Consider the following 16243-nt stretch of genomic DNA (forward strand, 5'->3'; position numbering starts at 1 on the left):
CGCGCTGACGGCCCTTCGGCTTCTGTGGCGGGGTCAGGCTGCGTTCAGGTCCGCAGCAGTATGGTCCGCTAGGTCATGCTTGGGCGATTTCAAGTCACCGCCTTGTATAAAATAACGTATCGTGCGGTATTTCGGTGCCTCTCCTAGACTCCGAAAACGGCACTATTATTTACCAAGCCAAATGAGTGCTGGAGGCGGCATTTCTGTTATCGCTTGCCATGACAGGTCTTTTCCATGACCAGTGGGAAGAAGAAATCCTGCCTCTTTATTGTTCAGACACGAGTGCTCGTACGGGGGGACCATGCCACAGACCGAGACCACCGCTTCCCAGCTTGACCGTAAGGTGCTTCTCAAGGCTCTGAGATCCTTCCGAAAAGGAGATTTCTCCGTCCGGCTTCCGCTCGACCTCACCGGGGTCGACGGCGAAATCGCCGAGGCCTTCAACGATGTCGTGGAGCTGAACCAGGGGCTGACCCAGGAACTGGACCGGATGTCCAAGGTCGTGGGTAAGGAGGGGCAGATCGGCGAGCGCGGCAAGCTTCCGGCGGCCCGGGGCTGCTGGAGCGACTGCATCGAATCCGTCAACTCGATGATCGGCGATCTGGTCCAGCCGACGACGGAGGTGGCTCGCGTCATCGGAGCCGTGGCCAAGGGCGACCTCACCCAGGCCATGCAGCTCGAGATCCAAGGGCGGCCCCTGCGCGGCGAGTTCCTGCGCATCGGCAAGGTGGTCAACACCATGGTCGGCCAGCTCAACTCGTTCGCCTCCGAGGTGACCCGCGTGGCCCGCGAGGTCGGTACCGAGGGCAAGCTCGGCGGGCAGGCCCAGGTGAAGGGCGTCGCCGGCACCTGGAAGGACCTGACCGACAACGTGAACATGATGGCCGCGAACCTGACCGGCCAGGTCCGCAACATCGCGGACGTGACCACGGCAGTGGCGAACGGCGACCTGTCCAAGAAGATCACCGTCGACGTGAAAGGCGAGATGCTGGAGCTGAAAAACACCATCAACACCATGGTGGACCAGCTCAACTCCTTCTCCTCCGAGGTGACCCGCGTGGCGCGCGAGGTGGGCTCGGAGGGCAAGCTCGGCGGTCAGGCCCAGGTGAAGGGCGTCGCCGGTGTCTGGAAGGACCTCACCGACAACGTGAACATGATGGCCGCGAACCTGACCGGCCAGGTGCGCGGCATCGCCGAGGTCGTGACAGGGGTTGCGGAAGGCAACCTGACCCGCAAGCTGACGGTGGAAGCCAAGGGCGAAATCGCCGCTCTGGCCGATACGATCAACAGCATGATCGAGACCCTCGCGACCTTCGCCGATCAGGTGACGAACGTCGCCCGCGAGGTGGGAATCGAGGGCAAGCTCGGCGGTCAGGCCCGCGTGCCGGGAGCCGCCGGTCTTTGGCGCGACCTCACCGACAACGTGAACATGATGGCGGCCAACCTCACCGGCCAGGTCCGCAACATCGCCGAGGTGACCACGGCCGTCGCCACGGGCGACCTGTCCAAGAAGATCACCGTGGACGTGAAAGGTGAGATGCTGGAGCTGAAGAACACCATCAACACCATGGTGGATCAGCTCAACTCCTTCGCCTCGGAAGTGACCCGCGTCGCGAAGGAGGTGGGCTCGGAGGGCAAACTCGGCGGTCAGGCACGCGTGGAAGGCGTCGGCGGCACCTGGAAGGACCTCACCGACAACGTGAACATGATGGCCGCGAACCTGACCGGTCAGGTCCGTAACATCGCGGATGTCACCACGGCCGTCGCGAACGGCGACCTGTCGAAAAAGATCACCGTGGACGTGAAGGGCGAACTGCTGGAGCTGAAATCGACCATCAACACCATGGTGGACCAGCTCAACTCCTTCGCCTCCGAGGTGACCCGCGTGGCCCGCGAAGTGGGCACGGAAGGAAAGCTCGGCGGTCAGGCCCAGGTGAAGGGCGTCGGCGGCGTCTGGAAGGGCTTGACCGACAACGTGAACCTCATGGCGGCCAACCTCACCGGCCAGGTCCGTAACATCGCGGACGTGACCACCGCGGTCGCGAACGGCGACCTGTCTAAGAAGATTACTGTGGACGTGAAGGGCGAGCTTCTCGAGCTGAAGAACACCATCAACACCATGGTGGACCAGCTCAACTCGTTCGCGTCCGAGGTGACCCGCGTCGCGAAGGAGGTGGGCTCCGAAGGAAAGCTCGGCGGTCAGGCGCAGGTGAAGGGCGTCGGCGGCACCTGGAAGGACCTGACCGACAACGTGAACCTCATGGCCGCGAACCTGACCGGCCAGGTGCGCGGCATCGCCGAGGTCGTGACGGCCGTCGCCACGGGCGACCTGTCGAAGAAGATCACCGTCGTGGTCGAAGGCGAGATGCTGGAGCTGAAATCGACCATCAACACCATGGTGGACCAGCTCAACTCGTTCGCGTCCGAGGTGACCCGCGTGGCCCGCGAAGTGGGCTCGGAAGGAAAGCTCGGCGGGCAGGCTCAGGTGAAGGGCGTCGGCGGTACCTGGAAGGACCTGACCGACAACGTGAACATGATGGCCGCGAACCTCACCGGCCAGGTCCGCAACATCGCGGATGTGACCACCGCGGTCGCGAACGGCAATCTCTCCAAGAAGATCACGGTGGACGTGAAGGGCGAGATGCTGGAGCTGAAGAACACCATCAACACCATGGTGGATCAGCTCAACTCGTTCGCGTCCGAGGTGACCCGCGTGGCGCGCGAGGTGGGAACGGAAGGCAAACTCGGTGGTCAGGCCCAGGTGCAAGGCGTCGCCGGTACCTGGAAGGACCTGACCGACAACGTGAACATGATGGCCGCGAACCTCACCGGCCAGGTCCGCAACATCGCGGATGTGACCACCGCGGTCGCGAACGGCAATCTCTCCAAGAAGATCACGGTGGACGTGAAGGGCGAGATGCTGGAGCTGAAGAACACCATCAACACCATGGTGGATCAGCTCAACTCCTTCGCCTCGGAGGTGACCCGCGTCGCGAAGGAGGTGGGCACGGAAGGCAAGCTCGGCGGTCAGGCGCGCGTGGAAGGCGTTTCGGGTCTCTGGCGGGATCTGACGGACAACGTGAACCAGCTCGCAGCGAACCTCACCAACCAGGTGCGCGCCATTGCGGAGGTCGCGACCGCGGTGACCCGCGGCGACCTGACCCGGTCGATTACCGCCGAAGCCCTGGGCGAGCTTGCCGCCCTGAAGGACAACATCAACGAGATGATCCGCAATCTGCGCGACACGACGCAGAAGAACGCGGAGCAGGATTGGCTCAAGACGAACCTGGCCAAATTCACTCGAATGCTGCAGGGCGAGCGCGACCTCGGCATGGTGTCGAACCTCATCCTGTCGGAGATCGCCCCTCTGGTGAATGCGCAGCGTGGCGTGTTCTACACCGTGAGCGCCGATGGCGGGGAGCCCGTTCTCGAACTCACCGCATCCTACGCTCACACCGAGCGCAAGAGCCTGGCCAACCGGTTCCGCCTCCGCGAAGGCATCGTGGGCCAGGTCGCCTACGAGAAGAAGCGCATTCTCCTCACGCAGGTTCCCGGCGACTACATCACGATCAGCTCGGCACTCGGCGAGGCGCCGCCGCTCAACATCATCGTGCTCCCCGTCCTGTTCGAGCAGGAGGTGAAGGCGGTGATCGAGCTGGCCTCCTTCAGCCGCTTCAGCGAAACGCACCAGTCCTTCCTCGATCAGCTCACCGAGTCCATCGGCATCGTGCTCAACACGATCGCGGCCAACATGCGCACGGAAGGCCTGCTCAAGCAGTCTCAGCTGCTCACCAGCGAGCTCCAGAGCCAGCAGGAAGAACTCAAGAAGACGAACGACCGCCTGGAGCAGCAGGCCGCGACCCTGCGTCAGTCGGAAGAGCTTCTGCGCCAGCAGCAGGATGCCCTGCGCCAGACGAACGAGGAGCTGGAAGAAAAGGCGCGCCTGCTCGAAATCCAGAAGAAGGAGGTCGAGAACAAGAACCTCGAGGTCTCGCATGCGAAGTCGGCTCTGGAAGACAAGGCGGAGCAGCTCTCGCTGACCTCACGCTACAAGTCCCAGTTCCTGGCCAACATGAGCCACGAGCTGCGCACGCCCCTGAACAGCCTTCTCATCCTGTCGAAGCTTCTCACCGAGAACCCGGACGGGAACCTCACCGAGAAGCAGCGCGAATTCGCCAAGACGATCCACGCCGCGGGTTCGGATCTGCTCGCGCTCATCAACGACATCCTCGACCTGTCGAAGATCGAGTCGGGCACGGTCAGCCTGGAACTCACCAACGTGAATTTCCAGGAACTTGCGGACAATATGGAGCGAACCTTCCGGCAGGTGGCCATCGAGAACGAGATCGATTTCAGCATCGTCCTCGATCCCGAGCTGCCTGCCACGATCCGCACGGATACGAAGCGGTTGCAGCAGGTCCTGCGGAATCTGCTCTCGAACGCATTCAAGTTCACGGAGCAGGGGGGCGTGACCCTCAAGATCGGCTCCGCCGAGGGCTCGCCGCTGCGGGCCGGCAGCGACTGGATTGCGCTTTCGGTCGTCGATACCGGCATCGGGATTCCCGAGGACAAGCAGCGCATCATCTTCGAGGCCTTCCAGCAGGCGGACGGAACCACGAGCCGGCGCTATGGCGGAACGGGTCTCGGTCTGGCCATCAGCCGCGAAATCGCCAGGCTGCTGGGCGGCGAGATCGTGCTGTCGAGCGAGCCCGGAAGAGGCTCGACCTTCACCCTGTTCCTGCCGCTCCAGGCGCCCGTCGGCGCGGACGCCGATCCTCGGACGAGCAGCGCGGACGGCACCTTCAACCGGCCTGCGATGCCGAGTGCCCTGACCGCCTTCTCGGACGATCGCCATGCGATTTCGCAGGGTGACCACGTGGTGCTCATCATCGAGGACGATGCCATGTTCGCATCGGTCCTGCTGGAGCTCGCCCGCGAACAGGGCATCAAGGGTCTGATCGCCAACGACGGCGCCACGGCCCTGGCCTTGGCCCACCGCTACAAGCCGCACGCGATTACCCTCGACATCGGTCTTCCCGACATGGACGGATGGGCGCTGCTCGATCTGCTCAAGCACGATCCGCGCACCCGCCACGTGCCGATCCACGTCATTTCGGTGGACGATCAGAAGAAGCGGGGCCTGAGGGCCGGAGCCTTCGGCTTCCTCGAGAAGCCGGTCGACCGGGATGCCCTGATGAAGGCCCTGGCCCGGACCAGGGAGTTCATCGACCGTCCCGTGAAGAGCCTTCTCCTGGTGGAGGACGACGCCAATCAGCGCAAGAGCATGGTCGCACTCCTGCAGGACGGCGACGTCGAGGTCACGGATATGGGAACGGGCGAGGCAGCCCTGGAGGCCATCGAGGCGAAGCGGTTCGACTGCGCCATCATCGACCTTGGCCTTCCCGACATGCCGGGGGCGGAGCTCATCGAGCGCATCCGCAGCATCCGGGGTGGGGAAGAGCTGCCGGTCATCGTCTATACCGGCCTCGAGCTGACCAAGGTGGAGGAAAGCCGCCTGAAGAGCATCGCCTCGACCATCATCCTCAAGGGCAGCGGCGCTCCCGAGAAACTTCTCAGCGAGACCACCTTGTTTCTTCACAAGGCGATCACAGATAGCGCTGAAAACGCCGAGCTTCAGCCGATCAGGCTGGAGCGGCCCAGCGAGGCGTCCCTGCAAGGACGAAAGGTGCTTATTGTCGATGACGACGTCCGCAATATCTTCTCGCTGACAAGCGCATTGGAGCAGCATGGAATGAACGTCGTGTTCGCCGAGAATGGGCGCGAAGGCATCGAAATGCTGAAGAATACTCCTGATGTGGATGTCATGCTGGTCGACATCATGATGCCGGAAATGGACGGCTTCGAAACCATGCAGGAGATCCGGAAGCTGCCCGAATACCAGAGCCTGCCTCTGATCGCGGTCACGGCCAAGGCCATGAAGGGAGACCGCGAGAAGTGCCTCGCCTCCGGCGCGACCGACTATGTCTCCAAGCCGGTGGACATGGACCAGCTCCTGGCGGTCCTCCGGATCCAGCTCACGAACAGCACCTACAGGCCGAGCAGGCCTGGGGCGGCGATGAATGGTCTGCACCTATGAGGAAGCCTAACGGCCCGGTGGAACCGACGTTCTGGCCTGAGGGTCTGCTTCCCCACGTGGATCCTCAGCCGGTCACGGCCAAGATCCTGGTGGTGGACGACGATCCGCGCAACCTCCTGGCCGTCAGGGAGATGCTGCAGGCGCCGGAAGTGGAGATCGTGACCGCCGAGTCGGGAGAGGCCGCGCTCCGGCATGTCCTGAAGGAGGATTTCGCCGTGATCCTCCTCGACGTGCAGATGCCGCACATCGACGGCTACGAGGTTGCCGGGATGATCCGCGCGAGGGCCCGCTCGTCGCGGGTGCCGATCATCTTTCTCACCGCCTTCAACAAGGACGACCTGCACATCTTCCGCGGCTACAGCGCGGGCGCGGTCGATTATGTGTTCAAGCCCATCGAGCCGCTGATCCTGAAATCGAAGGTCGACATCTTCGTCGATCTTCACCGCAAGACCGAGGAGATCCGCAGGCAGGGCGAGGAGGAGCGCCGTCTTCTTCTGGAAAACCTGCAGGTCCGCAGCGAGAAGCTGAAGACCGAGCAGATGCTGCGCCGGCGCGAAGAGCATCAGTCGATCATCCTGAAGTCGCTGCCGATCGCCCTGTTCACGGCCTCCCTTCAGGAGGATCACCGGCGCCTGCACTTCACGAACGACAGCATCTCGGCCATCACGGGCTTCGACAAGCAGGCCTTCCTCGACCGGGAGGATTTCTGGTCGTCCCGGGTCCACCCGGAGGATCAGGAGCGCGTGTTCTCGCAGCTGCGGGATCTGCGCGATCTCGGATCCGTGTCCCTGGAATATCGCTGGCGCTGCGCCGACAACACCGACCGGCACTTTCTGGACCACACCATCATCATTCGCGACGACGACGACAATCCGCGCGAGATCTTCGGGATGTGGTTCGACATTACTGAGCGGAAGCAGCTGGAGCAGAACCTGCTGCATGCGAGCAAGCTCGAGGCCGTCGGCCGGCTCACGGGCGGCATCGCGCACGATTTCAACAACATGCTGAGCGTCGTCATCGGCAACCTCGATCTTTTGCAGAAATCGCTGAAGGGGAACGAGCGCGCGCAGAAACGGGTGAAGATGGCGCTGGAGGGCGCACAGCGCTGCGCCGATCTGACCCATCGCCTTCTTGCCTTCTCGCGGCGTCAGCCGCTTCAGGCGGCGACCATCAGCGTCGCCGCGGTCATGCCCGGCCTTCTGGAGCTCATGCACCGGACCTTGGGCGAGAACATCCGCATCGAGCTCACCGGTCCCGAGGACGTCTGGCCGATCCACGTGGATCGCGCCCAGCTCGAGGCGGCCCTCCTCAACCTCGCGGTCAACGCGCGCGACGCCATGCCCAATGGCGGCGGACTCAAGATCCATATCGAGAACCGGACCGTCGAAGGAGCCGCACAGCCGGGCGACTACGTGGTGATCTCGGTTGCCGATACGGGTGTCGGCATGCCGCCCCACGTTCTGGAGCGCGTCTTCGAGCCCTTCTTCACCACGAAGGAAAGCGGGAAGGGGACAGGTCTCGGACTGAGCATGGTCTATGGCTTCGTCCAGCAATCGAACGGCCATATCGAGGTCGACAGCGCACCGGACCAGGGCACGACCATCCGGCTCTTCCTGCCGCGGTCACACGATCCCGTCGCCTGCCCTGGCAGCAATGCCCGAACCATGGACATGCTTCCCTTCGGTCAAGGCGAGGCCGTCCTCGTGGTCGAGGACAATTCGGACGTCAGGCAGGTTGCGGTTTCGACCCTCAAGTCCCTGGGATTCACCGTGACCGAGTCCGAGTCGGCGGATGAAGCGGCCGACCTTCTGAAGAACAGCTGCGAATTCCAGCTCGTCCTGAGCGATGTGCGGATGCCCGGCAAGCTCAGCGGCGTCGATCTCGCCGGCCTGATCAAGAAGAAGTATCCGGCGGTCCGGGTTCTGTTGACGACGGGCTATGTGGAGGATTCGGAGCTCGTCGAGGAGATCGACCTTCTCTACAAGCCGTACCGCGCCGCCGATCTGGCGCACAAGATCCAGTCCATGACGCCGCAGGTGGCGGCAGTGGCGTCGTAGCGGCTAAAGGCTTTCCTCTCCGCCGGACTTACCTTCCCGGTTGCTTCGTTATAGGAACACGAAGAACCAACGTGGAACAATTGGACGTGCACGACGCAAAACCTGACGGTGTCTATGGCACCCCGCCGGCGGAACTTGTCGCGGTGCCTGAGGGAGCCATTCAGTTCTCCCCTCTCGTTCCCGGCGCGGAAAGCCTCGAACAGCAGGGCGAGGCATCGCTGGCGGAGTTGATCGTTCTGGCACCTCCCGGCACCATCGAGCGCCGCTACACCATCGCGCTTGCCCTGAAGGCCCTGGCGCCCGGCGCGTCCCTGACCGTGCTTGCACCGAAGGACAAGGGCGGATCGCGGCTGCGAAAGGAACTCGCGGGCTTCGGCTGCGCCGTCGACGAAACCGCGCGGCGGCATTACCGGATCTGCACCTGCGAGCGCCCGTCGGTCCTGACGGGCATGGACGAGGCCCTTGCCGAAGGCAGCCCGCGCCTCATGGAGGAGTTCGGGCTCTGGTCGCAGCCGGGTGTCTTCAGCTGGAACCGGATCGATCCCGGCAGCGCCCTTCTCGAACGGAATCTCCCTCCTCTCGCCGGACGGGGCGCGGATCTGGGCTGCGGCATCGGCTACTTGGCGCGGACCGTGCTCACCTCGCCCAAGGTCGAGCACCTGGCCCTGGTCGACATCGACCGGCGGGCCGTGGAGGCCACGAAGCGCAACATCGAGGACCCGCGTGCGAGCGTGCTCTGGGCCGACGTGAGAGCCTTGGGCAATCAGCTCGGCAGGCTCAATTTCGTTGTCATGAACCCGCCCTTTCACGACGGCGGCGAGGAGGATCGCAGCCTGGGACAGAGCTTCATCCGGCGGGCGGCGGAAGCCTTGCGCCCGGGCGGCATTTGCTGGCTGATCGCCAACCGCCATCTTCCCTACGAGGCCGTCCTCACATCGCTGTTCAGGCAGGTGGACCTGAAGGCGGAAGCAGGCGGATACAAGCTTTACGAGGCCCAGAAATGAGTAAAGGTGGTCCGATGCTGCGCCTCGACCGGCTCCTGGCCAATATGGGCTACGGATCGCGCCGCGAGGTCCAGCAGATGGCCCGCGCGGGCCTGGTGGTGCTGGACGGCGAGATCATCGAGGATGCCGAGCAGCGCATCGCCGTCACACCCGATCTCTCCGGCAGGATGCGCATCAAAGGAAAGCCGCTCGATCCGCCGCCGGGGCTGACGCTGATGCTGCACAAGCCCCTCGGCGTGACCTGCTCCCATAAGGAGGCCGGTCCCCTCGTCTACAGCCTCCTGCCCGACCGTTGGCGCCGGCGCGATCCCGCCCTCTCGACGGTCGGGCGTCTCGACAAGGAGACGTCCGGACTGTTGCTTCTGACCGATGACGGCGGATTGCTCCATCGGATCATCTCGCCGCGCGCACATGTGCAGAAGCGATACCACGTGACCCTCGACCGGCCCTTGCGCGGCGACGAGGGGGCCGTGTTCGCATCCGGCACCCTGCTCCTGGAAGGGGAGGACAAGCCGCTCCTGCCCGTGCAGATGGAGGTGCTCTCCAGCACCAGCGCCTATGTGATCCTCACCGAGGGACGCTACCATCAGGTCAGGCGTATGTTCGCGGCCGTCGGCAACCATGTCACGGCGCTGCATCGGGACCGCGTGGGAGATCTGGCGCTGCCCGACGACCTCGCGCCGGGACAGTACCGCATTCTCGGCGATGCCGACCTCGCCCTGGTGCTGCCTCCCAGGTAGCGGGTGAGGGGCGCAGCCTTGTCGCCCTGGTCACATGACCAGGAAGTCGGCTGCCGTCATCGGAAGGTTCTTGCCGATGCGGGCGAACTCGATCTGAGGAGCCGCTCCCGTTCCATCCGGATCGTAGAAGAGAGAGCCCGTCGCCTCGTCGTAAACGATGCGGTCGTTCGCATCGTGTGCCCTCGACCCGATTCGGAAGGCACTGGCGGACAGGGCACCCGGCGCCAATCCGCGGAAGACGGCATTCTCCAGCTTGATGGTGTCGTCGCGCGCAACGAAGTCTACAATGCGGTCGATGTCGCCTTCGATCCTCGTGTTGAACACGAAGATGTCGCGTCCCGCACCTCCCGCGAGAAGGTCGCTTCCGAGCCCACCGCAGAGCACGTCGTTGCCCCCCTCGCCGCGAAGGGTGTTGGCGGCGCCGTTGCCGATAAATCTATCGTCGCCGGAGCCGCCGATGGCGGTTTCGATGGTGGTGTTGGGGCCGATACTCACGGCTTTGCGGGTGGAGGATCCGTTCGAGAAGGTGATCGGGGCTCCGAGCGTGCTGAACTTCCCGGGGCGCAGATCGATCGTGGAATCCGCCGATCCCGTCGAGACGATCGTGTCCCGCCCTCCGGCATCGTAGACGGTCTGCCAGTATTTCTTCGAACTGGAGAAGCGGTAGACGGTGTTGCCTGCGTTGGTTCTCGTGTCCTGTCCGTACAGGGCCTGCAGGGCGAGAATGTCGAGATACATCGGCGTCGTCGGATAGAAATCCGCATGACCTGAAAATCCGGGCTTGGCCGAGTAGCTCATCACGGTTTGGAAGTAGCTGTCCTTGCTCGCAGACAGTTTGGAACTGCCCTCGAGGGACGTCTTCTCGAACGGGTGCTTCAGGCCCAGTGCATGGCCGATCTCATGAAGCAGCATCAGGTAGTCGTAGGAGCCCGGCTTGATGGCGGCGGTGCGGTCGGTGTGCCAGTTCTGATGCTGCATCCAGACATCGCCTGCCGAGTCATAGGTGCCCGGACTGTAGGCATGCCCCATGCTTCCAGGGGAATCCTTCGCGGTCGTGAGGGCGAAGCGGATGTCGCCGGCACTGGACGAACTGTCGGCAACCTTCGTCAGTTTAATCCCCGCCACCTTGTCCCATGCCTTTATCGCGCGGCTTGCGGCCGAGGCCTCGGCGGACGTGAAGGCGTGCCAGGAGCCGGTCTCCGATTTGCCGCCGTAAAGGCTCATCGATGCGAATGTGGAGGATGTCTTCGGAACGCTCCATGTCACCGTGACCGGCGTTCCCATGGAGTCGCTGCCCCACTTGTAGCCCCAGATCAGCGCGGATGCCGTGCCATAGCCCGAAGGCCGCACGACACTTGCGGAAGCACCGCCTTGTGTCGAAGTCGTCATGTCTGCCCACCACATTCAACGAGCGCGTTGGCTCATTCCCATGCCCGTTCTCGGGCTGGTTCCTTCTTGTGGTCCGGGCTGTTTCTGGGAAGTTCTGCGAAATTGCCGTTCCGGCAGAATGCCGGAAAAGCGAACAGCGCTTCTCAAACACGTCGGACCAGAACAATATTTCCTTTAAGGAAGTTGTCCTGGTCCGACCAGATAGGCACCGTGCTTCACGCGGTCCCATCCGCGAACAGGGACTATACGAAGCGAGGGGATCTCGACGTTCGGGTCCGGCCTTACGCCACCATCCACTCGTGGGCCGGATCGTTGTGGAACTTCCAGATCCGCTTCGGGCCCGCCATCACGTTGAGGTAGTAGAGTTCGTAGCCATGCGGAGCGCCGACCGGGTGGTAGCCCTTCGGCACGAGCACCACGTCGCCGTCGCTCGCCGCCAGCGTTTCGTCGAGGGAGCGGTCGTCCGTATAGACCCGCTGCAGGGCGAAGCCCGAAGGCGGGTTGAGGCGGTGATAGTAGGTTTCCTCGAGGAAAGACTCGTTGGGCAGCGCATCCCGGTCGTGCTTGTGCGGCGGATAGCTCGACCAGTGCCCGGAAGGCGTGATGACCTCGACCACGAGCAGGCTCTCCGCCGGCTCGGTCTCGGGCAGGATGTTGCGCACGTGGCGCGTGTTCGTGCCCTTGCCGCGCGTCTCCTGCCCCACCTGATCCGGACGGATGACGCGGGCCGGCAGCTTCCCCTCGCCGGGTGCCGTGCAGACGGCGATCTCGCAATCCGTCTCCGCCCGGAGCGACCACTCTGAGCGCGCCGGAGCGTAGAGCGACCAGGGATCGGGCTCGAAGGGCGACGAGCGCCCGCCGATCACGCCGAAATCCTCGGTCCCCGCAGAGACGTGCGCCTTGCCGGACAGCATGACGATGCAGGCCTCCCGGTCCTCCGTCGCCTGGCGGAGGCTCTGGCCGTGTTGGAGCCGGTAGACCTCGAAGCCGACATAGGTCCATCCCGCCGATGCCGGGGTGATGGCGTGAATGCGGCCGTTCGCATCGGGCTTATTCGGTTTGACGAGGAGTTTCGACATCGGCGCTGCTCCTATCGCAATCCTGCTTCCTTCAGGAAGCGGGTGAGGTTGGCGTAGCCCATCTTGGCATAGGTGAGCGGATGAGCCTTCTTCGGATCCTGCTCGGCCTCGATCACCACCCAACCGCTGTAGCCGGGCAGCTCCTTGAAGACGGAGACGAAATCCACCATGCCGTCGCCCGGCACCGTGTATACGCCTTCGATGACGGAATCGAGGAAGCTCCAGTTGCCCGCCTTGGACTTCTCCATCACGTCCTTGCGCACATCCTTGGTGTGGACGTGGCTGATGCGGTTGCGGTAGCGGCGGGCGAGTTCGGCCGGGTTCGCGCCGCCCCAGGTGGCGTGCCCCGTATCGAGCAGGAGATGCGCCGCCTCGCCGGTCGAGCTCATGAAGGCGTCGATATCGGCCTCCGATTCCACGATCGTACCCATGTGGTGGTGGTAGACCAGGCGCACGCCTTCCTTCAGGGTCTGCTCGGCCACCTGCGTGACGCGCCGGCCATACTCCGCCCAATCGCCGTCCTTCATGACCGGGCGCTGCGAGAGCGGTTTGGAGCGGTCGCCGTGAATGGCATTGGAGGTTTCCGCAAAGACCAGGACGTTCGATCCCATGGCCTTGAGCAGGTCGAGATGCGGGCGAAGCGCCTTCATCTCCTCATCGGCGTCCCGCTTCAAGAGCTCCGCCGAATACCAGCCCGAGATGCAGGCAAGGCCGAAGGGAGCCAGAGCCCTCTTCAGGGCTTCGGGCTCGCGCGGGAACTTGTTGCCCAGTTCCATGCCCTCGAAGCCGACCTGCTTCGCCTCGGCAAGGCAGACCTCGAGCGGCGTCTCGCCGCCCAGTTCCTGCATGTCGTCGTTGGACCAGCCGATGGGATTCGCCCCGATGCGGATCGTCATGTTCTTGTCTCTCTTTCGTTGTCAGTCGCCGACGCGCTGCGTGGCGAGGGCGTTCTCATATTCCTTGCGGGCTGCGTTCACCTCGGCCCGCACGGAGACCTCCGGCACGGCCACGTCCCACCAGTGTCCGCCGGCATCCGTCGAGGCCAGGGGATCCGTGTCGATGACGATGACGGTGCTGCGGTCGGCACCACGTGCCTTCTTCAGCGCATCCTCGAGCTCGCCGATGCCGTTCACCTTGATCGCCTGTGCGCCGAGGCTCGCCGCATGGGCGGCGAAGTCGATCTCCGGCAGGGTCACGTGATTGGTGTGCTGCAGGAGGTTGTTGAAGCTCTCTCCGCCCGTGGCCTGCTGCAGGCGGTTGATGCAGCCATAGCCGCAATTGTCGAGCAGGACGACCGTCAGCTTCTGGCCGAGCATCACCGACGTGGCGAGCTCGGAATTCATCATGAGATAGGAGCCGTCGCCGACCATCACGATGACCTCGCGGTCCGGGCAGGCCATCTTCACGCCGACGCCGCCGGCGATCTCGTAACCCATGCAGGAATAGCCGTATTCCATGTGGTAGCCGAGCGCGGCGCCGGCCTTCCAGTGCTTGTGCAGCTCGCCCGGCAACCCACCAGCCGCACAGACCACCACGTCGGTCGGCGAGGAGGTGCGCTGCACCGCGCCGATCACCTGCGCGTCGGAGGGCAGTTCCGCATTGGTCGGGTCCGTGTAGCGCGCGGCGGCCTCGAACCAGTGGGTCTTTTCGCTGCTTCCCTTGGCCGTCCAGGCTTCAGGCGCCTTCCAGCCCGCAAGGGCCTCGCTCAGTTCTTCGAGCCCGACGCGGGCGTCCGCCACCAGCGGCTGCGCATTGTGCTTCGTGGCATCGAACGCCTGCACGTTGAGGCCGACGATGCGGCGGTTCGGATCCTTGAACAGGGCCCAGGATCCGGTGGTGAAATCCTGCAGGCGCGTGCCGACCGCAATCACCACGTCGGCCTCTTCGGCAAGGGCATTGGCTGCCCCTGTGCCGGTGACGCCGACGGAGCCGAGATTCGCCGGATGGTCGTGGTGCAGGCTCGACTTGCCGGCCTGCGTCTCGCCGACGAAGAGGCCGTGCTTTTCGGCGAAGTCGGCGAGCGCCGCCTCGGCGCCGGAATAGAGCACGCCGCCGCCGGCGACGATGAAGGGCTTCTTGGCCTTGCGGATGAGGGCGGCGGCCGTCTCCAGTTCGCTCCTGTCGGGGCGGATGCGTCGCGGCGTCGAGACCTTTTCCGCGAAGAAGCTCTCCGGATAGTCGTAGGCCTCGGCCTGGGTATCCTGGCACAGCGCGAGGGTCACCGGACCGCATTCGGCGGGGTCGGTCAGCACCGTCATGGCACGCTGGAGCGCCGGGATGATCTGCTCCGGCCGTGCGATGCGGTCGAAATAGCGCGAGACGGGCCTGAAGCAGTCATTGGCGGAGACCGTGCCGTCGGAAAAGCTCTCGATCTGCTGCAGCACGGGATCGGGGCGGCGGTTGGCGAAGACGTCGCCGGGCAGCAGCAGGACGGGAAGGCGGTTCACATGGGCGACGGCCGCCGCCGTCACCATGTTGGTCGCGCCGGGGCCGATGGAGGTGGTGCAGGCCATCATGCGCTGGCGTCGCGAGGCCTTGGCGAAAGCGATGGCCGCATGGGCCATGCCCTGCTCGTTATGGGCGCGGTAGGTCGGCAGGCGGTCGCGCACGCCGTGCAGCGCCTCGCCCATGCCCGCCACGTTGCCGTGACCGAAGATGGCCCAGACACCGGCGAAAAGCGGCAGAATCTCCCCGTCGATCTCGGTCTTCTGCGCTGCGAGAAAACGGGCGATCGCCTGGGCCATGGTGAGACGGATCGTGCTCATGCGTGCTCCATTCGAAGGGCGGCGTCGGCATGGGGCGGACGCAGCTTTTTGAGAGATTCCGGCAGGCAGTCCAGCATCCACTCCGACAGCGCGGCGCGGTGGCGGTGGAGGACGAGGCCTGCTGCGATGATGCCTATGCCGATGAAGGACAGGACGAAGGGGAACAGGAAGGAATCGTCGAAGACCCTGATCGCCAGGTCGCCCAGGTAGATGGCGATTCCGATCGCGCCGAACAGGGCGAAGGCCCGGCGCACCAGGAAGACCGAGAGCAGGACGAGCGCCACGTTGATGAGGCAGTAGAAGGCTTTGGCGAGCGCGCTGTCGCTGTGCGAGAGCGTCAGTGCGCCCCAGAAGGCCATGAGGCCCGCGAGGTACAGCCAGAAGGCGACGTCCAGATCCTTATCCCGCCGGATGTCCACGAACCACGCGACCCCGATCATGACCAGGCCGAACACCATCGAGACCGCGCGTCGCACGGCCCAGTTCTCGGACCAGCTCATCTCCCGTCCGTGCAGGAGCCAGGGCGTCAGGTCCATGGACATGAACCAGAGCGCGAGCGACACGACGGCGACGATGAACGGGAAGGGATAGAAGCGAAGGGCGATCAGGCCGACCGCGACGGTCGCGATCTCCATCAACAGCCAGCTGCTCTTCACCCAGGCGAAGAAGTCCCGGTAGCGTCCGGGGTCGCCGCCGTCGCCCCACCAGCCGAACTCCTCCTGGATGCCGTAGATGGCCAGCGGCACCATCGTGACGGCAATCGCGATCATCAGGCCACCGGGCGTTCGGAGGGAGCCGCGGTTCCAGAGGCGGCGTCCCGCGAGCACGAAAAGGGCCCCGTAGACCGCAGCCGTGATGGTAAGCGCCATGCCGCCCAGCGCTTCGAAGGCCAGGGTCGAGAACAGGCCCATCGCGCTCATGACGATGAGGGTGCCCGCATACCAGAGAAGGTGCACGAGATCGAAGCGGACGCGCTCCGGTTTCGGCCCGACCGGAGCCGCCGCGGCCGAGGTCTTCCGCGCCCGCAGCACCGCCAGCAGACCGTCGAGCTGGTCCTCCGAGAGCGCGATGGCGCCTCCGGCTGCTTTGATGTCTTCCTCGGTGAAGGACAT

At 64.3% G+C, this 16243-nt stretch carries 9 protein-coding genes; 4 read left to right on the plus strand and 5 right to left on the minus strand.

The window, feature by feature from the left end; all coding sequences use genetic code 11:
• Positions 1-301 precede the first annotated feature (301 nt).
• The 4 genes from LGR44_RS07420 (at position 302) to LGR44_RS07435 (ending at position 9898) form a co-directional block, all read left to right on the plus strand.
• Entirely contained in the window at positions 302-6097 is a 5796-nt protein-coding gene (locus tag LGR44_RS07420) for a HAMP domain-containing protein (RefSeq protein ID WP_226738901.1), read from the plus strand.
• A 56-nt stretch (positions 6098-6153) separates the two neighbouring features.
• Complete coding sequence (locus tag LGR44_RS07425; RefSeq protein WP_226738903.1) at positions 6154-8154, plus strand: response regulator; 2001 nt, start codon at positions 6154-6156, stop codon at positions 8152-8154.
• A 71-nt stretch (positions 8155-8225) separates the two neighbouring features.
• Positions 8226-9158 carry a class I SAM-dependent methyltransferase gene (locus tag LGR44_RS07430; RefSeq protein WP_226738905.1) on the plus strand — a complete coding sequence of 311 codons (933 nt, stop codon included), beginning with the start codon at positions 8226-8228 and terminating at the stop codon, positions 9156-9158.
• The gene (locus LGR44_RS07435) at positions 9155-9898 is read left to right on the plus strand and encodes a pseudouridine synthase (protein WP_226738907.1); all 744 of its coding nucleotides are present in this window, start codon (positions 9155-9157) and stop codon (positions 9896-9898) included. The genes LGR44_RS07430 and LGR44_RS07435 overlap by 4 nt, the downstream gene beginning before the upstream one ends.
• Before the next feature lie 30 nt (positions 9899-9928).
• Here the strand turns inward: LGR44_RS07435 and LGR44_RS07440 are convergent, their stop codons facing one another.
• The 5 genes from LGR44_RS07440 to LGR44_RS07460 form a co-directional block, all read right to left on the minus strand.
• On the minus strand, positions 9929-11287 hold the full coding sequence (locus tag LGR44_RS07440) for a M10 family metallopeptidase (protein WP_226738909.1): 1359 nt from the start codon (positions 11285-11287) through the stop codon (positions 9929-9931).
• A 281-nt stretch (positions 11288-11568) separates the two neighbouring features.
• Entirely contained in the window at positions 11569-12366 is a 798-nt protein-coding gene (gene iolB, locus LGR44_RS07445) for a 5-deoxy-glucuronate isomerase (protein ID WP_226738911.1), read from the minus strand.
• Positions 12367-12377: 11 nt separating this feature from the next.
• A complete protein-coding gene (gene iolE, locus LGR44_RS07450) occupies positions 12378-13262 on the minus strand; it encodes a myo-inosose-2 dehydratase (RefSeq protein WP_226738913.1) in 885 nt (294 codons plus the stop codon).
• Positions 13263-13283: 21 nt separating this feature from the next.
• Complete coding sequence (gene iolD, locus LGR44_RS07455; RefSeq protein WP_226738915.1) at positions 13284-15131, minus strand: 3D-(3,5/4)-trihydroxycyclohexane-1,2-dione acylhydrolase (decyclizing); 1848 nt, start codon at positions 15129-15131, stop codon at positions 13284-13286.
• Positions 15128-16243 (minus strand): hypothetical protein, encoded by a 1116-nt coding sequence (locus LGR44_RS07460; RefSeq protein ID WP_226738917.1) that lies wholly within the window; start codon positions 16241-16243, stop codon positions 15128-15130. Before LGR44_RS07460 ends, iolD begins: the two co-directional genes overlap by 4 nt.

The sequence above is a fragment of the Microvirga lenta genome (assembly GCF_020532555.1).
GTDB lineage: Bacteria > Pseudomonadota > Alphaproteobacteria > Rhizobiales > Beijerinckiaceae > Microvirga > Microvirga lenta.